The 18,746-nt window shown below is 69.0% G+C and carries 20 protein-coding genes; 13 read left to right on the top strand and 7 right to left on the bottom strand.

What is annotated here, in order from left to right; translation table 11 throughout:
* Positions 1 to 471 precede the first annotated feature (471 nt).
* On the top strand, positions 472 to 1,641 hold the full coding sequence (locus tag BLW81_RS14325) for an ICP22 family protein (RefSeq protein ID WP_083407730.1): 1,170 nt from the start codon (positions 472 to 474) through the stop codon (positions 1,639 to 1,641).
* 66 nt (positions 1,642 to 1,707) lie between these two features.
* On the opposite strand, the gene BLW81_RS14320 is transcribed toward BLW81_RS14325, so the two are convergent.
* The gene (locus BLW81_RS14320; protein WP_083407729.1) at positions 1,708 to 3,534 is read right to left on the bottom strand and encodes an ABC transporter family substrate-binding protein; all 1,827 of its coding nucleotides are present in this window, start codon (positions 3,532 to 3,534) and stop codon (positions 1,708 to 1,710) included.
* Between the two features lie 558 nt (positions 3,535 to 4,092).
* Here BLW81_RS14320 and BLW81_RS14315 point away from each other — a divergent pair.
* Positions 4,093 to 5,403: a hypothetical protein gene (locus BLW81_RS14315; protein ID WP_083407728.1), complete on the top strand. Its 1,311-nt coding sequence runs from the start codon at positions 4,093 to 4,095 to the stop codon at positions 5,401 to 5,403.
* Between the two features lie 78 nt (positions 5,404 to 5,481).
* Here BLW81_RS14315 and typA read toward each other — a convergent pair whose 3' ends face one another.
* Positions 5,482 to 7,377, bottom strand: a complete 1,896-nt coding sequence (typA, locus tag BLW81_RS14310; RefSeq protein WP_157897940.1) for a translational GTPase TypA — start codon at positions 7,375 to 7,377, stop codon at positions 5,482 to 5,484.
* Positions 7,378 to 7,426: 49 nt separating this feature from the next.
* Between typA and BLW81_RS29625 the strand changes: the two genes are divergently transcribed.
* Positions 7,427 to 7,594 carry a hypothetical protein gene (locus tag BLW81_RS29625; protein ID WP_157897697.1) on the top strand — a complete coding sequence of 56 codons (168 nt, stop codon included), beginning with the start codon at positions 7,427 to 7,429 and terminating at the stop codon, positions 7,592 to 7,594.
* A gap of 18 nt (positions 7,595 to 7,612) precedes the next feature.
* Here the strand turns inward: BLW81_RS29625 and BLW81_RS14305 are convergent, their stop codons facing one another.
* Positions 7,613 to 8,692: a hypothetical protein gene (locus BLW81_RS14305; RefSeq protein WP_083407726.1), complete on the bottom strand. Its 1,080-nt coding sequence runs from the start codon at positions 8,690 to 8,692 to the stop codon at positions 7,613 to 7,615.
* Between the two features lie 89 nt (positions 8,693 to 8,781).
* On the opposite strand from BLW81_RS14305, the gene BLW81_RS14300 reads away from it, so the two are divergent.
* Entirely contained in the window at positions 8,782 to 9,042 is a 261-nt protein-coding gene (locus BLW81_RS14300; protein ID WP_407662332.1) for a hypothetical protein, read from the top strand.
* Here BLW81_RS14300 and BLW81_RS14295 read toward each other — a convergent pair.
* Positions 9,039 to 9,428 (bottom strand): (deoxy)nucleoside triphosphate pyrophosphohydrolase, encoded by a 390-nt coding sequence (locus BLW81_RS14295; protein WP_083407725.1) that lies wholly within the window; start codon positions 9,426 to 9,428, stop codon positions 9,039 to 9,041. The genes BLW81_RS14300 and BLW81_RS14295 overlap by 4 nt on opposite strands.
* Before the next feature lie 27 nt (positions 9,429 to 9,455).
* On the opposite strand from BLW81_RS14295, the gene BLW81_RS14290 reads away from it, so the two are divergent.
* A complete protein-coding gene (locus BLW81_RS14290; protein WP_083407724.1) occupies positions 9,456 to 9,740 on the top strand; it encodes a 4a-hydroxytetrahydrobiopterin dehydratase in 285 nt (94 codons plus the stop codon).
* Here BLW81_RS14290 and BLW81_RS14285 read toward each other — a convergent pair.
* Positions 9,718 to 10,956 carry a mannosyltransferase gene (locus BLW81_RS14285; RefSeq protein WP_083407723.1) on the bottom strand — a complete coding sequence of 413 codons (1,239 nt, stop codon included), beginning with the start codon at positions 10,954 to 10,956 and terminating at the stop codon, positions 9,718 to 9,720. The genes BLW81_RS14290 and BLW81_RS14285 overlap by 23 nt on opposite strands.
* Before the next feature lie 98 nt (positions 10,957 to 11,054).
* On the opposite strand from BLW81_RS14285, the gene BLW81_RS14280 reads away from it, so the two are divergent.
* Together BLW81_RS14280 and BLW81_RS14275 are read left to right on the top strand one after the other, a co-directional pair.
* The gene (locus BLW81_RS14280) at positions 11,055 to 11,609 is read left to right on the top strand and encodes a hypothetical protein (RefSeq protein WP_083407722.1); all 555 of its coding nucleotides are present in this window, start codon (positions 11,055 to 11,057) and stop codon (positions 11,607 to 11,609) included.
* A 53-nt stretch (positions 11,610 to 11,662) separates the two neighbouring features.
* Complete coding sequence (locus tag BLW81_RS14275) at positions 11,663 to 12,598, top strand: Rv1157c family protein (protein WP_083407721.1); 936 nt, start codon at positions 11,663 to 11,665, stop codon at positions 12,596 to 12,598.
* Positions 12,599 to 12,674: 76 nt separating this feature from the next.
* Here BLW81_RS14275 and BLW81_RS14270 read toward each other — a convergent pair whose 3' ends face one another.
* Entirely contained in the window at positions 12,675 to 12,821 is a 147-nt protein-coding gene (locus tag BLW81_RS14270) for a DUF1059 domain-containing protein (protein ID WP_068150949.1), read from the bottom strand.
* A gap of 60 nt (positions 12,822 to 12,881) precedes the next feature.
* Here BLW81_RS14270 and BLW81_RS14265 point away from each other — a divergent pair, with 60 nt between their 5' ends.
* Together BLW81_RS14265 and BLW81_RS14260 are read left to right on the top strand one after the other, a co-directional pair.
* Complete coding sequence (locus tag BLW81_RS14265) at positions 12,882 to 13,553, top strand: nitroreductase family protein (protein ID WP_083407720.1); 672 nt, start codon at positions 12,882 to 12,884, stop codon at positions 13,551 to 13,553.
* A gap of 74 nt (positions 13,554 to 13,627) precedes the next feature.
* Positions 13,628 to 14,035 carry a recombinase family protein gene (locus tag BLW81_RS14260; protein WP_083407719.1) on the top strand — a complete coding sequence of 136 codons (408 nt, stop codon included), beginning with the start codon at positions 13,628 to 13,630 and terminating at the stop codon, positions 14,033 to 14,035.
* On the opposite strand, the gene BLW81_RS14255 is transcribed toward BLW81_RS14260, so the two are convergent.
* Positions 14,025 to 14,603, bottom strand: a complete 579-nt coding sequence (locus BLW81_RS14255) for an HhH-GPD-type base excision DNA repair protein (protein ID WP_083407718.1) — start codon at positions 14,601 to 14,603, stop codon at positions 14,025 to 14,027. The two genes, BLW81_RS14260 and BLW81_RS14255, sit on opposite strands and share 11 nt — an antisense overlap.
* 26 nt (positions 14,604 to 14,629) lie before the next feature.
* On the opposite strand from BLW81_RS14255, the gene BLW81_RS14250 reads away from it, so the two are divergent.
* The 4 genes from BLW81_RS14250 to BLW81_RS14235 are packed head-to-tail and all read left to right on the top strand — an operon-like array spanning position 14,630 to position 18,708.
* Positions 14,630 to 15,844, top strand: coding sequence for a sensor histidine kinase (locus tag BLW81_RS14250; protein ID WP_083407717.1), 1,215 nt, complete (start codon positions 14,630 to 14,632; stop codon positions 15,842 to 15,844).
* Positions 15,841 to 16,605 carry a LytR/AlgR family response regulator transcription factor gene (locus tag BLW81_RS14245; protein WP_083407716.1) on the top strand — a complete coding sequence of 255 codons (765 nt, stop codon included), beginning with the start codon at positions 15,841 to 15,843 and terminating at the stop codon, positions 16,603 to 16,605. Before BLW81_RS14250 ends, BLW81_RS14245 begins: the two co-directional genes overlap by 4 nt.
* Positions 16,598 to 16,972: a hypothetical protein gene (locus tag BLW81_RS14240; protein ID WP_083407715.1), complete on the top strand. Its 375-nt coding sequence runs from the start codon at positions 16,598 to 16,600 to the stop codon at positions 16,970 to 16,972. Before BLW81_RS14245 ends, BLW81_RS14240 begins: the two co-directional genes overlap by 8 nt.
* Positions 16,969 to 18,708: a sodium/solute symporter gene (locus tag BLW81_RS14235; protein ID WP_083407714.1), complete on the top strand. Its 1,740-nt coding sequence runs from the start codon at positions 16,969 to 16,971 to the stop codon at positions 18,706 to 18,708. The genes BLW81_RS14240 and BLW81_RS14235 overlap by 4 nt, the downstream gene beginning before the upstream one ends.
* Positions 18,709 to 18,746 lie beyond the last annotated feature (38 nt).

The following is an 18,746-nucleotide window of genomic DNA, read 5'->3' as shown; positions in this document are numbered from 1 at the left end:
CGCGTGCGCCGTCTGTATCACGAGCCCACCGAAGGCAACTTCGCGGTCGGCGCTCAACAGCGCATCGGACTGGAAGAGTCGCGCCTGAAACCGAGGACAGCTAATTAGCGACCGCAATAAGTTCACCTATGGCGCGCTCTGCGTTCGCCATCAGAATTAGCGATCTCGATAATTTGCCAAAACTCACGCCAGTTATTAGGTGCTCTACCGTCACAACGGACGATTTGCTCGCAAATGGTCTTACCAGCGCCTGACCTGCGTAAACCTTTTTCAGAAAAGACGTTCCGCAAAACCTTACTTAGCGGTAACTTCCGTGTGTCCCCCGATTACATAGAGGTAAAGGAGTTTGCAGTGGAGGGTGCATTCCGGTCGTATCTGACGGCAGGTGTCGGTTTAGTCGGTGCAGGCGCGATCGCACTGGCGCCCGTATCGCCCGTGGTCCCCTCGGACCTTCAGGCTGCCGCAGCGGCGATGGCATCCAAGCCGGTGCAGCTGGCGGCATCGGTCAATCCGATCGAGGCGTATTTCCAACTGATCGAGACCACAGCAGGCAACATCGGCGGTCTCGCGGAGACGTTCCTGGCGAACCCTGCCCCGATCCTGACCCAGATCTTCGAAAACCAATGGACCACAGCCGGAGCCGCCCTCGAGGGGCTTCAGGCGTTCGGCGGCGATCTGTTCAGCAATTTCCAGACGATCGCGGCTCCGGAACTCGAGCAGGCCTTCGAACTGATCGGGGCGGGCAACTTCACCGGGGCGGCACCGCACCTGGTCGCCGCCCTCTTCCAGCCTGCGCTGTTCGCGGCGCTTCCGCTGCTGCCGGTGTTGCAGTCCGCGCTGGAAGCACCGGTGGCGAATCTGTTGGCCGTGACGCAGCAATTCCAGACCATCGCGGCGTTCGCCGGGATCGGGCTGCTGGCCCCGCTGTCGAGCTCGGTGTACGCGACGGCCGAAGCCATCCAGAACGTCGTGGACGCGGCGTCGGCCGGTGACCCGATCGGCGTGCTCGGCGCCGTCGTCGCCGCCCCGGCAGTCGTGCTCAACGGCTTCCTCAACGGCTTCGGAGTTGACGGCGGTCTGTTGAGCGACGGCCTGGGCGCCATCAACGTCCTCATGCAGATCCGCGACATGATCGCGGCGGCGATCACACCGAGTGCGGCCCCGGCGAGCCTGCCGGAGGCGTCGGATCTGCCCTCTGAGGACGCGTTGACCGTGGCGGTGTCCACGTCCGCCGACGAGACAGCGTCGGTCGAGAACGCTTCGACCGCAACGGGTTCGGCCGAGTCGACCGGCGGCAGTGGCGACGGCAGCGGCACGGCGGTGGCCGGCGACGAAGACGACACCGAGGAGAGCCAGGGCGAGGAAGCCTCCGAGGGCACCGAGGAGGACGGCACCGAGCAGGACGACACCGAGGAGCAGGGCAAGCCCGGCGGCGGCACCGACCTGACCGACGGCAACAAGGCCACGCCGGGTGAGACCGGCGGCGACGAGTCGAGTGCCGACGACTCGACCGGTGACACCGCGGCCGACGACGACACCGACAGCGACGAGAACGCCGGCTCGGACGACGGTGGCTCAGACGACGGTGGCTCAGACGACGGTGGCTCGGACGACGGTGGCTCGGGCGGCGACACCGAGTAACACGTCACGCCAAACGATCGGCCCCTTCCTCCCGGGAAGGGGCCGATCGCCTTGCGCGCGTGGGGCTTACTGGCGGATCTTCATCCACTGGCCTGCGTCCCCGACGATGCCGACGGGCACCGCGCCGGACAGGCTGACGTTTTGGACGCTGGGTCCGGCGGCCACGATCGTGGTGTCCTGCAGGATCGGCAACACCGTCGCCATGTTCCACAATCGCGGTTCGACGGCCGTGATCACCTCGGCGATGTCTTCGGTGCCGTCGAGCGCCGCGTCGATCTTGGGCTGGATGCTGCGGTCACAGATGCCGGTGATGTTGCTCGGCGCTTGAACCAGTTCGTCGGACTCCGGAGCCGGACTGGTCGTCGTGGCGGTCGGAGTGGGCGCCGGCGTGGCGGGGACGCTCGTGGGGGCCGTCGTCCTGGTGGTCGTCGGCGGGGGCGTGCCGGGTTGCGCGGTCGGTACGGGCGTCGCTTCCAAGGCTCGGCACCCGTAGCGCGATGCCAGCGACGTCGCCAGGTCCCCGCCGGCGTGATGCCAGCCGACCACCGCGTCCACCCGGTTGTTGGTCAACGCATCGCCGTAGAGGATCGGCGGATCGAGCGCCGACACCGACGCTGTGATCCCCACGTTGCGCAGTTGATCGGCCGCGGTGTTGGCCACCGCGATGGACGTCGGGTCGTTGGCGGCGACGCCGATCACCAACGACAGCGGCTCTCCGTCTTTGGTGATCCGGCCGCGGTCGTTGTCGGGTGGCGGGTTCCCCGGCGTCGGCGGGGCCGCGGTCTCGACCGGTTCCACCTCGTACCCGGCGCCGGCGAGCAGTCCGAGCGCGTCCTCCTTGGCCATCGCGGGCGGCGCTGTCGGCACATACCCGGGGTCGGACGGTGACCGCACCTGCGCCTGCGCCAGCGTCACGGTGTTGTCGTCACCGGCACCGACCGCGGCGAGCAGATCCACGTCGAGCAGACCCAGAATCGCCTTGCGCACTTGGGAATCGGCGAGGGCCGGCTGCTGGGCGCGCAGGCTGAGCTGCATCACCCGCGGAGTGACGATGCGCGCCGTCCGCACATCCGGGATCGCGGACAGTTGCGCGAACGCCGCCGCGCCGCCGTGCACCTGGGCCACCTGGGTGTCGCCGTTGCGGATGGAGTCGGCCAGCGCCGCGGAATCCCCACCTCGCCGCAAGAGAACCAGGTCCGGTTTGGCCGGCGTGCTCCAGTACCGGTCGTTGCGGGCGAGCAGGATCTCGTCGCGCTGCGGATCGATGCTCTCCACCCGGAACTGTCCACCCGTCACGGGCAGCGCGCGCGCCAGCCCCGCGGCGAATCCGCCCGGTACGTCCTTGACGATGTGCGCGGGCAGGATGTTGTTGAACAACTCGCGCCAGGCCGGATACGGCTGAGAGAACGTGACGACCGCGGTCTTGCCGCCCTCGACGGACTGGACGCCGGTGATCAGGTCGTAGCCGGCCGGGTCGACGACGCCGGGCTGGCTGACCATCTGTTGCCACAGGTACCAGAAGTCGTCCGCCCCGATCGGTGCGTTGTCGGTCCACGACGCCTCGGGACGGATCTTGTAGGTGACCGTGAACGGGTCCTCGCTGGTGACCTCGGCGGACTCCAGCAGGGTGGGGTCGCGTTCCCAGCGCGATCCGGTCGGTGTCCTGGGATCAGGGATCGGCCGGAACGAACTGGGCAGCACCAACGAGCTGATCGCCGCGTTCACCGGGGACTGGTCGCTGAGCAGATGCGGATTGAATCCCGGGCCGATCCAATCGATCGCCATGATCACCTGCATCGCGCGGACGGGCGGGGGCGCCGTGGTCTCCGAGGTGTCGGTGCTCTGCGGGGCCGGTGGCGGGCTGACGGTGCAACCGGCGACCAGGCTCACCATCGCAGACACTGCGGCGATGACGCGTAGGGGGGCCGGCACGCCCTTCAGGGTATCGGCAGCCGTCGAGCGCGCTCGGCCAGTCTTCCCGCAGAAGTGACAGGTGCTGCCAGCTCGTAGCGCGGCCCGGAAGCCGGCGAATAAATGACGGCGCCGGACAGTTCGAGCCGCAAACTTCGCTGCGCACAGACGACGGGCGGGCCCGCCCGCAGCGGCCGAAACTCTGGCGCCGTCCGCAGCGAACCGGGTTCGCGAAGGTCGGGGCTGATCAAGATCGGCCAGCCTTCGGCATTGGCTAATGGCACCTAGGTAAGCACAATCTTGTGGACGTCATAGCGACAGTCGAGAAAGAAATATCGGTCAACGCGGAATTTGACGCTGCGCCATTCAACTGATGACCGGTATCCCTGTGACCAGCGACTTAACGGCACCGTAAACAAGAATTGCCCGGCATTCACAGCATCTATAGAGCATCTATACAGGTTTAGGAATGGTATGGATTTCTGATCTTACTCATGGGTAGGTTCTGGCAGTCGTTTCGTTTTAGTTAAGGAGTTCCCCATGTACGACGTGCCACCGGCCGCCCGGCGCCACGCTGGACCCGCCATCGCTCTGGCCGGTGCTGCGGTCATCGCCGTGAGCCCGATCGCGCCGACCCTGCCCGAGATCCACCTGCCCGACGTGCACGTGCCGCAGCTGTCCGCGGCACAGGTCGAACTGGCCGCGATGGCCAACCCGCTGCAGCAGTGGGCCCAGGTCATCGCCGCCACCGTCGACAACCTCGGCCAGCTGGGCGGGCAACTCGGCGCGGACCCGGCACCGGTGCTCAGCCAGATCATCGCCGACCAACTCTCGAACGTCGCTGTCCTTGCGCATGCCGCGCAGCAGACCGTCGGGGCGATCAACGGTTCGATCGCCGGGCTGCCCGCCACATTGCAGTCCGCGGGTGGTCAGCTCGCAGCCGGTGACGTCACCGGTGCTGTGCAGACGGTGGTGTCCTCGGTGTTGCCGGTCGTGCTGAGCCTGGTCGACGGGTTCAACGCGGGATGGCCGGTGGTGGCCAACACCGTGCAGAACCTGGCGAACGTCGTCGCGGCCGTCCCGCAACTCGCGCTCCCCGCGCTGCTGGCGGTCAGTGCTCCGGTCATCTCGCTGGTGAACGCCGGTGCCGCCACCGCACAGCAGGTCGTCGACGCGCTGGGCCAGGGCGACCTCGGTGGCCTGGCCGGCGCACTGATCAACGCCCCCGCGACCCTGACCGGCGCGGTGCTCAACGGGTTTGGCACCTCGCCGCTGGGGCTGCCGTCGGCCGGCCTGCTCTCGCCGCTCGGGGACTTCGGCGAGTTGACCGCCGGCACGATCTCGGGCCTGTTGAACCTGCGCAACATCGTCGCCTCGGCACTGCACGCGCTGCCCGCACCGCCCACCACGCTGAAGGCAGCGCAGGTCACCGCCGCCCCCGCAGCCGAATTGCCCAGCGCCGCACACACCACCGCGGTCACCGTGTCGGTGCCCACGGCCACGGCGCCGGAACACACCCCGGCCGCCGAGTCCGTGTCGCCGTCGAAGAGTGAAAGCGATTCCGCGACACGGAAACCGGACGCAGCGACGAGCGACAAGACCGATAAGGCCGACAAGACCGACAAGGCCGACAAGCCCGCGGAAACGCCCAAGGACAACGCGGCGGCCGACGCGGGCGAGGCGGAGACGTCGCACGAGGCCAAGCCCGCCAAACCGGCCAAGCCGTCTGAGAGCACGAATGAGCACTCCGCGCAGAGTGATTCGGCGGCCAAGTCCGACAGCTCGACCAGCAAGTCCGACACCTCGGACAAGGCGCCCAAGCACGAGAAGCACGAGAAGTCCGAGAAGTAGGAGAAGTAGCCCCCGCCGAGTGGCCAGTTATCAGCGCTTACCTACGCAATAGCGCGTGATAACTGGCCACTCGCGGGACTACCCGCGGGCTTTGGCCCGAGCTTTCGCGCGCGCCCGCAGGCTCGCGTTCAACTCGACCTTGCGCACCCGAACGACTTCCGGTGTCACCTCGACACATTCGTCCTCGGCGCAGAACTCCATCGCCTGCTCGAGGGTGAGCTCCAGCGGCCGGGCCAGCGTCTCGATCACGTCGGCCGTGGACGACCGCATGTTCGTCAGCTTCTTCTCGCGGGTGACGTTGACGTCGAGATCCTCTGCGCGAGGGTTGATTCCGACGACCTGCCCCTCGTAGGTGTCCTGCCCGGGCTCGACGAAGAACTGTCCGCGGTCGGCGAGCTGGATCATCGCGAACGGCGTGATGCTGCCGCTGCGGTCTGACACCAGCGAGCCGGTGTGCCGGGCGCGGATCTCCCCCGCCCACGGCCGGTAGCCGTCGAACACCGCGTTGGCGATCCCGGTGCCGCGCGTGATCGTCAGGAAGTCGGTGCGGAAGCCGATGAGCCCGCGGCTGGGCACGATGAAGTCCATCCGCACCCAGCCCGCCGCGTGGTTGGTCATGTCCTCCATGCGGCCCTTGCGCGCAGCCATCAACTGAGTGATGGCGCCGACGAACTCCTCGGGGCAGTCGATGGTCATCGCCTCGAACGGCTCGTGCAGCTTGCCGTCGATCGTGCGGGTGACCACCTGCGGCTTACCGACGGTCAGCTCGAAGCCCTCGCGGCGCATCTGCTCGACCAGCACTGCCAGCGCCAACTCGCCGCGGCCCTGCACCTCCCAGGCGTCGGGGCGGCCGATGTCGACGACCTTGATCGACACGTTGCCGACCAGCTCCTGATCCAACCGGTTGCGCACCATCCGCGCGGTGAGCTTGTGGCCCGACACCTTGCCCGCCAGCGGCGAGGTGTTGGTGCCGATCGTCACCGAGATCGCCGGTTCGTCGACGGTGATGCGTGGCAGCGCGTGCGCGTGCTCCAGATCGGCGAGCGTGTCGCCGATCATGATCTCGGGCATGCCGGCGACCGCGACGATGTCGCCGGCGACGGCCTCGTCGGTCGGGTTGCGCTCGACGCCGACGGTGGCCAGCAGTTCGGTGATCTTCGCGTTGGTCACCACGGGGACGCCGTCGACCTCACGCATCCACGCGACCTGCTGGCCCTTGCGCAGCTTGCCGTTGTAGATGCGGATCAGCGCCAGCCGGCCCAGAAACGCCGACGCGTCGAGGTTGGTGACGAGGGCCTGCAGCGGGGCCTCGGGATCGCCGGTCGGCGGCGGGATGTGCTCCATCAGCACGTCGAACAGCGGGTCGAGGTTGTCGCCGGCCGGGTTCTCCCCGTTCGCCGGTTCGGTGGTGCTGGCGATGCCTGCGCGGCCCGACGCGTAGAGCGTCGGCAGACCGAGCGCGTCCTCGGCGGCCTTCTGGGCCTCCTCGTCGAGGTCGGAGGCGACGTCGAGCAGCAGGTCGTGGCTGTCGGAGACGACCTCGCTGATCCGCGCGTCCGGCCGGTCGGTCTTGTTGACCACCAAGATCACCGGCAGGTGGGCGGCCAGCGCCTTGCGCAGCACGAACCGGGTCTGCGGCAGCGGCCCTTCGGAGGCGTCGACCAGCAGCAACACGCCGTCGACCATCGACAGCCCGCGCTCGACCTCGCCGCCGAAGTCGGCGTGTCCAGGGGTGTCGATGACGTTGATGACGGTCACGCTGCCGTCCGCGTGGTGTCGGTGCACCGCGGTGTTCTTGGCCAGGATCGTGATGCCCTTTTCACGCTCCAGGTCACCGGAGTCCATGATGCGTTCGGTGGCGTCGTCACCACGGTGTGTCAGGGCGCCCGATTGGCGAAGCATCGCGTCGACCAGGGTCGTTTTCCCATGGTCGACGTGTGCCACGATGGCGACGTTGCGAAAATCCACTGACAGATTGTCGCAGTGCGGTCGGCCAATCACGAAAACGAGAGATGCCCGTCACTTGAAGCCCAGCAAGCTCGCCGACCTCAAACCCAAGAAGAAATGCTGCCGCAGCAAACCGCGGTGCAAGCGCTGCCCCGTCGTGGTGCACGAGGTTCGCAAGGCCGAACGCAACGGGCTGCGCGGCAAGGATCTGACGAAGGTGTTCAAGCGCGCGCGGCGCAAATAGCGCCTACCCCGCCGGCGCCTACGGGTATGACAGGAGCACCAGCACCCGCCCGTCCGGAGGCGGGTCCTCGAAGGCATTTTCGTCGAAGCCGTAGTACTGCTGCTGCGTCTCGGTGATCGCGTCGATGACACGCCCGTGGGTGCGGATCTCGTCGTTGCGGACGTCGTCCATCACCCCGACGAAGTCGGGCACCGACAGCGACTCGGCCAGGAGCAGCGCTTCACCGCCGGACGGAAGATTAACCAGCACACCGGCTCCGGAGAAGTTGTTGCCGCCCCGGCCGGTCCCGCCCGGCGCCCAGTAGACGGGTTTGCCGACGACGTCGCCCTCGACCCGCCGGTACTGGTCCACCGCATCGACCCCGTCGGCGACAGTCACGACGGGCAGCTTGTCGATCGTGCGCAGCTCGTCCCACCACATGTAGGCGATCGGGACGCCGACCACGACGTAGCACATCACCACGAGCATCAGCAGCGGTTTCCACGCCATCTCCCAGCCGAGCTTGCGCGGGGACATACCCTGCGCGGCGGCGTGCGCATCGATGTCGCGGCGGGCGATCCGGAACACGTACCAACTCACCAAGCGCGCCACCGCCATCAGCGCCAGGACGACGAGTCCGACGACGCCCGCCACGCGCCAGTAGAACGTGTTGTCGCCGTGATTGATCGTCATGAGCACCATGACGGCGGGGATCGGCGCGGTGAGCAACAGCAGCAGCGAGTACGACGGATGGCTTATCAGATAGTCGTATTCGACGCGCCACGCGCGGTTGCCGCCGTAGAGGGTGACGTCGCCGATGTCGGCGCTGACCATCGGCGTCCACGACCCGTGTTTCACACGCGGTTTGACGAGCCCGCGGACGAAGAAGAAGCCGCACACCACCGACACCGCGAGCGCGCCCCAGAACACGCCGTCGAGAGACGCGCCGGTGCCCGGGACACCGAACGCCCCGCGGATGTCGATGAGTTTCGCGATGAAGGATGTCAGCGGCACCGCGAAGAACAGCTCCACCAGCCACATCTGCACCAGTTGCGGTACGCGAGCGCCGATCCGGTCGAACGCGAGCACACCTCGCCAGATGACGCGCAGCACACGCATGGCTTGGAACACTAGCCGCGTTCACAGGCTATGAGCAGGGTGCACTCGTATTGTCGACAGCATCCCCGATCAGAGGGAGGTAGTTGATCGTGGCGTACGAGATTTCCGCCCTGGTACTCATCGGACTGCTCGCAGCCGCGGCAGTCGCGGCGATCTACATCGGATTACTCAACTGGATGGGCGCGTCCTACGTAGTGCGGTGCGCGACCTGTCACCACCTGACGCTGTCGTCGACCAACCGTTCGCGCGAAACCTGCGTCCACTGCCGCCATCCGGCACTGATGCATCCGATCTACGCGCTACATCATCACGCGGGGGTCCGAGTCGTCGACGACGGGCTGCGCTACTAGCCGCCCAGCGCGAGCTTCAGGTCGGCCACCCAGGCGCGGTCGGCGGGAACCCAAGCGAGACAATCGAGTTCGTCAGCAGTGACCCAGCGCAGCGCGCGGTGGTCGTTGGGGTGCAGCGTGCCCCCGGTCTGAGTGACGAGATAGGCCCGCAGGAACGTCGCCGGGCCCAGCGCGACGTCGGCTCCGAGGCGCGCACCCACCGTTACGTCGACGCCGAGTTCCTCGGCCAGTTCACGCGCCAGCGCGGCCTCGTCGCTCTCCCCCGCGGCGACCTTGCCACCGGGCAGTTCCCACAATCCGGCGAGCTCGGGTGGCCGCTCACGCTGGGCGACCAGCAGCGCGGCGCCGTCGATCAGCGCACCGGCGACCACGATCTGATCTGACATCGCGATCGAAGGTATACCGTCAATCGCATGGCTGTGTTAACGGACGACCAAGTAGACGCCGCACTGCCCGACCTGCCCGGCTGGGAGCGCGCCGAGGGCACCCTGCGTCGCTCGATCAAGTTCCCGGCATTCCTCGACGGTATCGACGCGGTCCGCCGGGTCGGCGAGCACGCCGAAGCCAAAGACCATCACCCCGACATCGACATCCGATGGCGCACAGTGACTTTCGCGCTGGTCACGCATTCCGAGGGCGGCATCACCGACAAGGACGTCGAGATGGCCCGCGACATCAACGGGATCGTCGGCCAGTAGCGGCGACCCAGGCCAACGTCGCCAGCGTCGCCACGACGTAGACCAGCCCGGCCCACCCGAGATACCACGGCCGCGAGATCTCCCAGATCGTCGGCTGCGCGAAGCTCAGCAGCCACGGCACCCCGATCAGCGTCAACGCGAGCCAGCCCCAGCCCAACACGCGCGCGCCGAGTCGGGACCGCAGCGGACCGTGCAACAGCCAGATCATCAGCGGGATCAACCACACCCAGTGGTGCGTCCACGAGATCGGCGACAGCAGCAGCCCGAACAGCTGCACCACGACCAGCGCGCCCAGTCGATCCGCCGCGCCGCCGATCGCGCGCCACGCCAGCAGCGCCAGCACCGCGGTCACGGCAATCCCCGCCAGCACCGCAGGCCCGTACTGGGCGTCGTGGCCGAGGATCCGCGAGATCGCGCCCCGCCACGACTGGTTGAACGACGTCCCGATCGGCCCGACGCGGTCGGCGTCGCCCAGCAGATCGAAGAAGTAGCGACGCGTCTGCCCTCCGACGATCAACGCCGAAATGCCAATCGTGGCAAAGAAAGTCACCGCCGAGCAGAGGACGACGCCCCATCGCCGCGCTCCCACGAAGTAGAGCCCGGAAACCGCCGGCGTCAGTTTGATGCCCGCCGCCAGCCCGACCAACAGGCCCGACACCCACCACCGCGTGCTGTACACCGCGTACAGGACCGCCAGCACCAGCAGAACATTGACCTGCCCGTAGTCGAAGGTGCTGCGCAGCGGTTCGATCCAGATGCCGACGGCCGTCCACAGCATCGCGACACGCCGGTCCCCGCCGCCGAGCAGCCGCTGGCTGACCCGCACCACCCCGTACAGCGCGGCGATGATGCCGAGCTGCCACAGGAACGCGACGAGCCCGAACGGCAGCAGGTGCAGCGGGTAGAACACCACCGCCGCGAACGGCGGATACGTGAACGGCAGCGGGAAGTCCGGGGTCTGGTCGGCGTAGACGTAGTCGTAGAGCGCACCGGGACCGTCGAGCGCGCCGGCCCCGCCCACATAGACGTGCAGGTCGACGAAGTTCGCACCGTTGGGCACCAGATACGTCCACGCCAGCCGGGCCGCGATGCTGACCACCAGCAGGATCGGCGCCGCGGCGGCCAGTCGGGAAGGTCCGCGCGGCGCCGACGGATCGGCGGCGGTCGAGGTGTCGATTCGACTGACTCTATAGACGGTCACCGATTCCCTTCGCATCCGTAACGGTTGAATAACCGCCACACGTGTCACTTGAGTAACACCAGTAACTCCGTAGCTTCGGGCGAAGGCGTGCCACACAACCGATTGGGAGAACCATGCACCGCACCAGAAAACTGTTCGTAACCACGATGATTGCCTCGGCGGGAGCGGTGTCGGCTGCTGTTGCGCTGAGCGCCACCGCGGCGGCTCAGCCCGCCCCGCCGGCGCCGGCGCCCAGCGTGCCCGGTCTGCCGTTCATCGAGCAGCTCGCGAATCCTGCCGCCGCCACGCAGCTGATGCAGGGCTTCACCTCGCTGCTGGGCAATGCGCAGGCTCCGGCAGCCGCTCCGGCCGCGGCACCGCCGTCGGCGACGGCCACGGTCACCCTGCCCCAGCCGCCCTCGACGCTGCCCGGCATGCCGGCCGCGCCGCTGAACACGCCGGCGAGCTCGACCGCACCGGCCAACCCGGCGAACCTGCTGTCGAACCTGCCGACCGGCCTGGCGTCACTGCTGCCGCAGAACTCGCCGCTGACGGGTCTGCTGCCGGCCGCCGCGAACGCCGCCCTGCCGAGCGCTCCGGTCGCCGCCGCGCCCGCTGCGGCTGCCGCACCTGCCGCAGCGCCGGCGAGCGTGGCACCGCTGCTGATGCCGCTGTCGGCCCTGCCCTGACAGTGACGGCGACGAAGGCCAACACACCACCACTCGCACACCAAGGGGGAGCCATGTCAGCTCGAAGGATGTTCGCCACCGTCGCCGTCGCGATCGGTTCATCGGCCACGCTGCTCGTCGGCGGCGTGGCCGGTGTGGCCGGGGCACAACCGGCGCCCGCGCCGGCGCCCGCACTGCCGATCGACGTGCTGCAGGCGCCCGGCCTGAGCGCGGTCCAGGGCATCAGCCCGGCGATCCAGCAGGCCGCCGCCGACCCGACCAACGCGGCTTCCACGCTGATGGCCGCCGCCGCGGTGTTCGCCGGCGATGCGATCGCCCCGGCGGATTCGCGCAATGTCGCGTCGGCGGTGAACCAGTTCGTCGCGCACACGCCCGCACCGGGTGCGGTACCGGGCGAGCAGGCCCATCTGCCGGCGGGCATCGACCCGGCACACGCGGTCGGTCCCGTCGAGGCGTTGCCGGCCCCCGCGCCGGCACCCGAAGCGGCCGCCCCGGCTCCCGTTCCGGCCCCCGCACCCGAAGCGGCTCCGGCACCCGAGGCCGCGCCCGCGGCGGCCCCGGGCGCCGCGTTCGGTGCCGACGCCCCGCCCAAGCAGGACTTCCTCTACCCGTCGATCAGCAACGGCTGCCTCAAGGACGGCGGCAACGTGCTGGCCACCGCGATCTCGGTGGCCGGGCCGGCGAAGATCCCGACACCCGGGCCGGGTCCCGGTCAGACGGCCTACGTGTTCACCGCGGTCGGCACACCGGGCCCCGCGGCGGAGCAGACGCTGCCGCTCAACGTCACCTGGGTCAACCTGACCACCGGCAAGTCGGGCAGCGCGACGCTCAAGCCACGCCCGGACATCAACCCGGAGGGGCCCACGACGCTGACGGCCATCGCCGACACCGGATCGGGCAGCATCCTGTCGACGATCTTCGGGCAGGTCACCACCACCGAGAAGCAGTGCCAGTTCATGCCGACCATCGGCTCGACGGTGGTGCCGTGACGGGTCACTCGTTCTCGCGAAACCGACGTTTTGGTCGATCCGCCGGCCCGCGATCGACCATTGCGTCGGTCTGGGATCAGTAAGCCATGAAGAGGATCGCGTCCCGGTCGTAATCGCGACCGGGATGCGCCTCGGACAGGTGGGCCTGGGCCTTCTCGACCAGATCCTCCTCGTCCTTGCCGACGATCGCTTCGCCACACGGGCAGTTCAGGTGCGTCTTCATATCCTCACCTTCGCACAGGTCGCCACCGACAAGCCCAAGATACAGCCCCAAGATAGAGCGATGGACATCTACGACGTCATGCGCACGACCGCCGCGGTGCGCGAGTACACCGGCGAGCCGCTGCCCGACGACGTCCTCGAACGCATCCTCGACAACGCGCGGTTCGCGCCCAGCGGCGGCAACCGGCAGGGCAACCGGGTGATCGCGGTGCGCGATGAGCAGACCCGCGAAGAGCTGATCGCCTGTGCGGTGCCGGCCGCTCAGCGCTACATCGCGCAGGCCCGCAACGGCGAGAGCCCGTGGAATCCGGTGCAGCCCTGCGGTGTCGACGCGCAGACCATCGCGGCGGTCCGGGTGCCCGACCAGTCGCCGCTGCGGACCGCCGAGGTGGTGCTGGTGGTGTGTGTCGACCTCGGCGTCGTGGCGGCGTTCGATCAGCACCTGGACCGGATCGGGCTGATCGCCGGCGCGTCGGTGTACCCGTTCGTGTGGAACATCCTGCTGGCCGCGCGCAACGAGGGTTACGGCGGCGTGTTGACCACCGCAGCGGTGGCGTCGGAGCCCCGCATCAAGGAACTGCTCGGCATCCCCGACACCTATGCCGTCGCGGCGCTGCTGCCGCTCGGCAAGCCGGTCCGCCAGCTGACCAAACTCAAACGTAGGCCGGTGGCCGAGATCGCCACCAGGGAACGGTTCGACGGTCCGGCGCTCGGCCAGGTCGACATCCGGTAACGGTTCTGTCGGCAACGAGACTCGATGTCGGCCGGTCGCTTCCAAGGCCGCACGCACCGTGGGACCGTGGACGGGTGACCTGCACGCTGGGGTACGCCACAGCAAGCACCGCCGAGCAGGGCCTGGACGGTCAGCTCGCGGAGCTCAGCGCTGCGGGTGTCGACCCGCGTCGGGTGTTCACCGACCGACTGTCGGAATCCGCCGACCGGGTGCGCGCCGGGCTGCACGCGCTGCTGAGCTACGCCCGTTCCGGCGACACCGTCATCGTCGTCGGACTCGACCGGCTCGGCCGCACCGGCACCGAGGTGACCCGCACGATCGCCGAACTCACCGAGCGGGGCCTGCGACTGCGCACCCTCAGGGAGGGTCTCGACACCGGGACCGCGACGGGACGTGTCGTGGCAGGCGTCCTCAAGACGTTGGCGCGGCTGGACTCCGACGACGCCGCGCCGGCCCGGCGCAAGGCGGTTCCTAGCCCCTAGCCGCCTTCGCGGCCGCTTTCGCCTGCTTCTTGTACGACCGCACCTTCTCCAGCGATCCGGCGTCGACGACGTCGGCCACCGACATGTACGAACCCGCCTTGCCGTAGTCGCCCGCGGCCTTGCGCCACCCCGTTGGGGTCACGCCGTACTGCTTGCCCAGCAGCGCCAGGAAGATCTTCGCCTTCTGCTCACCGAAGCCGGGCAGCCCCTTGAGCCGACGCAGCACCTCGGCGCCGTCGGGATCGCCGGACGTCCACACCGCGGCGGCGTCCCCGTCGTAGCGATCAACGATCAGCTGCGCCAGCGCCTGGACGCGTTTGGCCATCGAGCCCGGAAACCGGTGTATCGCAGGGGTTTTCGAGCACAGCTCGGCGAACTTCTCGGGGTCATAGTCGGCGATCTCGCGGACGTCGAAGCCACCGAGCCGGTCGGCGATCTTCTTCGGACCGCCGAACGCGTGCTCCATCGGATACTGCTGATCCAGCAACATGCCCGTCAGCAACGCGAACGGGTTGGACTCCAGCAGCGCATCGGCCGCCGGATCTTGCACAAGCTGCAGTTTCGCCACCTCCCCAGTTTAAGGTGGCCCCCATCATGTCGGGCGAGCTCGCACTGGTTCTGGCCGCGGTACTGATCGTGGCCGCGGTCGCCGCCGCAGTCATCGCGGTGCGCACCCGCCGCGTGGTGGCCACGCCGACCGAACGCGCCGTGCACGCCGCGCTGCACACCGCCTCGCTCGCCGCCAGGGCGCTGCGCCGCGGACTGGACACCGACTCCGCGGAAACCGCCGCGCCGTTCCTGCGCGGGCTGACCGGCACCGAAGGAGTCGCCATGTACGGCGGCGACGGCGGACTGCTGGCCCACGACCCACCCGACACCGGCCTGTGGTCCGACGACGTGCTCGACGCCTGCGAACGCGCGGCGGCCGAGTCGATCTCCGGGGAGCGCCGCGTGCTCACCCACGCCAGGACCTGGGCGGTCGTCGCGCAACCGTTGTTCGCCGAGGGCAGCGAGGTCGTCGGCGTGCTGGTCGTGGTGACCACCCACTCCCCCGCGCCCGGCCTGCTCGGCGCGGTCGGCGAGGTCGCCCGCTACGCGGCCAGCCAGATCGAACTCGCCGAACTCGACGCCTCCCGCGCCCGCCTCGACCGCGCCGAGGTGCTCGCGCTGCGCGCCCAGATCAGTCCGCACTTCATCTACAACGCGCTCAACACGATCGCGTCGTTCGTGCGCACCGACCCCGACCGCGCCCGCGAGCTGATCCTCGAATTCGCCGACTTCACCCGCTACTCGTTTCGGGCCGCCGGGCAGTACACCACGCTGTCGGACGAACTGCGCAACATCGACCGCTACCTGACGCTGGAACGCGCCCGTTTCGGCGAAGCCCTGAAGGTCAAACTGCAAGTCGCCCCCGAGGTGCTCAACGTCGTGGTGCCGTTCCTCGCGCTGCAGCCGTTGGTGGAGAACGCCGTCCGACACGGTTTCGCCGGCCGCGGCGGCGGCGAGATCGAGATCATCGCCCGCGACGAGGGCTCGGACTGCGTGATCACCATCGAAGACGACGGCGTCGGGATGGATCCGGAGATGCTACGGGCCGGGCCCGGTGACGCGCTGGCCGACGGGTCGCCCACGGCCAACAGTCATTCCGCGCACGTCGGGCTGACCAATGTCGATCATCGGCTGCGCGCGGCGTTCGGCAACGATTACGGTCTGGTGGTCGAGACGGCGATCGACGCCGGCACGCGGGTGGTCATGCGGGTGCCCAAGTTCCGGTCGGGCGTGCGGGCCAGCGGAGGAGCGTTCGGGTGAGCAGGTTATCGGTGCTTGCGGTCGACGACGAGGCACCCGCGCTCGACGAGCTGGCCTACCTGCTGGAGCAGCACGGCGACATCGGCGACGTGCTGCGCTGCGGCGACGCCACATCGGCGCTGCGCGAACTCAACCGCCGTGCGTTCGACGCGATCTTCCTCGACATCAACATGCCCGGGCTGTCGGGCATCGAGCTGGCCAAGGTGCTGGCCAACTTCTCGCACCGGCCCGCGGTCGTGTTCGTCACCGCGCACGACGACAAGGCCGTCGCGGCGTTCGACGTCGGCGCGCTGGACTACCTGCTCAAGCCGATCCGGCAGGAACGCCTCGACGAAGCCGTGCGCCGGGTACTGGCCGCGCGCTCGGTCGAATCGGCCGAGTCCACCACCGACGACGACGTCATCCCCGCCGAACTCGGCGGCGTCACCCACCTGGTGCCGCGCGACACCATCGGCTGGGTCGAGGCCGAGGGCGACTACGCGCGGCTGCACTCGGCGTCGGGCTCACACCTGGTGCGGATACCGCTCAGCACACTCGAAACCCGTTGGCGTGACAAGGGTTTCCAGCGGGTCCACCGGTCCTATCTGGTGGCGCTGCGCATGGTCACCGGCCTGCGCACCAGCGACGGCGCGGTGCTGGTGCGGCTGCGCGCCAACGGCGCCTCCCCCGCGGTCGAAATTCCGGTCAGCCGGCGCCAGGCGCGCGAGCTGCGCGACCGCGTCGTCCGGGACCCGATGCGCAATCTGAGGCCCGATGACTGAGCCGGGACGCCCGCAACGCCAACGCGTCGTGCTCGGCCAGCGCCGCGGCGCCCGCATGGTCCGCACCCGCGTCGAGGTGCAGGAGCAGACCCAGGTCGGTGACGCGCTGGTGCGCGGCCTGATGCGCGCCCAGCTCGGCCTGGCCTTGCGCCTGGCGGCGGTCGTCGTCTGTGTGGTCGTCGCAATCCCGTTGCTGAACGCGGCTTTTCCCGATCTGGCCGCGATCACCGTGTTCGGCGTGCGGCTGAACTGGCTCGTCATGGGCGTGTTCGCCTATCCCCTGCTCTACGGCGTCGGCAGGCTCTACGTGCGCCTGGCCGAACAAGGTGAGCGCGATTTCGTCGGCGTCGTCGACAGCGAACCATGACCGGCTCCCCGTTGACGGCCGCCGCCCTGCTCGCGGCCGCGGTGGCCACCGTCGCGATCGGCTTCTACGGTGTCCGGCTCTCCCGCACCACCTCCGACTTCCTGGTGGCTTCCCGCAGTGTCGGGCCCCGCTGGAACGCCGCGGCGATTTCCGGTGAATACCTCTCGGCTGCCTCGTTTCTCGGCGTCGCCGGGCTGATCGCCAAGTACGGCGCCGACGCGTTGTGGTATCCGGTCGGGTTCACCGCGGGCTATCTCGGACTGCTGCTGTTCGTCGCGGCACCGCTACGGCGGTCCGGCGCGTACACGGTCCCCGACTTCGCCGAGTTCCGACTCGGCTCGGCGCGGCTGCGCAAGGTCGCCATGCTCGTGGTGGTGGTGATCTGTGTCTTCTACCTGGTCCCGCAGTACCAGGGCGCCGGGCTGGCGCTGAAAACGCTTCTGCGCGTGCCCGTCTGGCTCGGACCGCTGGTGGTCGGCGCGATCGTGATCGCCAACGTGGTGGCCGGCGGCATGCGGTCGATCACGTTCGTGCAGGCGTTCCAGTACTGGCTCAAGCTGACCGCCGTCGCGATCCCCGCGCTGGCGCTGCTCGGCCTGTTCTTCTCGGGCGGCGGCGAACTCGGCGGGCCGCTGCCCCCCACGGTCAACCAGCAGACCACGGTCGCCATCGAGACCGACGTGGTGGTGCAGGTCGCCCAGCCCGCGGGCATCACGGTCAGCGGCACCCTCGACGGCAATCCGGTTGACCAGCAACCGATCCCGACGCCCGGTGAGCACACGCTCGGCGCCGGCTCGACGCTCACCCTGGCCGCCGGCGCGTCCACCCCGGTGGTGGCCGGTGCACCGACCACCGGCACCGAGTGGATCGCCTCAGGCGGCGGGCTCGGCGGCGGCCATCCGCTCTATCAGGTGCTGTCGATCATCGTCGCGACGTTTCTGGGCACCATGGGCCTGCCGCACGTGCTGGTCCGGTTCTACACCAACCCCGACGGCCGCCAGGCCCGGCGCACCGCGCTGGCGGTGATCATGCTGCTGTCGTTGTTCTACCTGTTCCCAACGCTTCTCGGCGCGTTCGCCCGGCTCTACGTGCCCCAACTGCTGATCACCGCCAACGCCGACGCCGCGGTGCTGCTCGCGCCCGGCTCGGCGATCGGCGGCCCGGTCGGCGACCTGCTCGCCGCGCTCGTCGCGGCGGGCGCGATCGCGGCGTTTCTCGCCACGTCGTCGGGGCTGCTGGTCAGCATCGCCGGCGCCCTGTCGACCGACGTGCTGCGCGGCCGGGTCCGGGACTTCCGCATCGCCGCGATCGTCGGCGGGTTGATCCCGATCCCGCTGTCACTGGCGACCACCGGCAGCCTCGAGTTGTCGCGCAGCGTCGGGCTGGCGTTCGCCGTCGCGGCGTCCACGCTGTGCCCGCTGTTGGTGCTGGGCATCTGGTGGCGCGGGCTCACCGCGGTCGGCGCCGGCTGCGGGCTGGCCGTCGGCGGCCTGCTGTCGGGCACGGCGGTGACGCTCGCGGTCACCGGCGCGATCGACGAGGACGCGCTCGGCGGATGGCCCGCGGTGATGATCGGCTACCCCGCGGCCGTCAGCGTGCCCGTCGCCTTCACGACGATGATCGCGGTGAGCCGCATGACCCGGGCGTCCGCACCCGCGGGCGTCGCGCAGATCTTCGCCCGCATGCACGTGCCGGAACGCCTCGGCATGGGCGTGGAACGCCTGCCCCGGGCCTGACGGGAGAATCTGCCCGCCGCTCATCGTCGACGATCGAC

The sequence above is a fragment of the Mycolicibacterium rutilum genome (assembly GCF_900108565.1).
Lineage (GTDB): Bacteria > Actinomycetota > Actinomycetes > Mycobacteriales > Mycobacteriaceae > Mycobacterium > Mycobacterium rutilum.
Note: the sequence above shows the minus strand (reverse complement) of the source record. Positions and strands in the feature narration are given on the sequence as shown.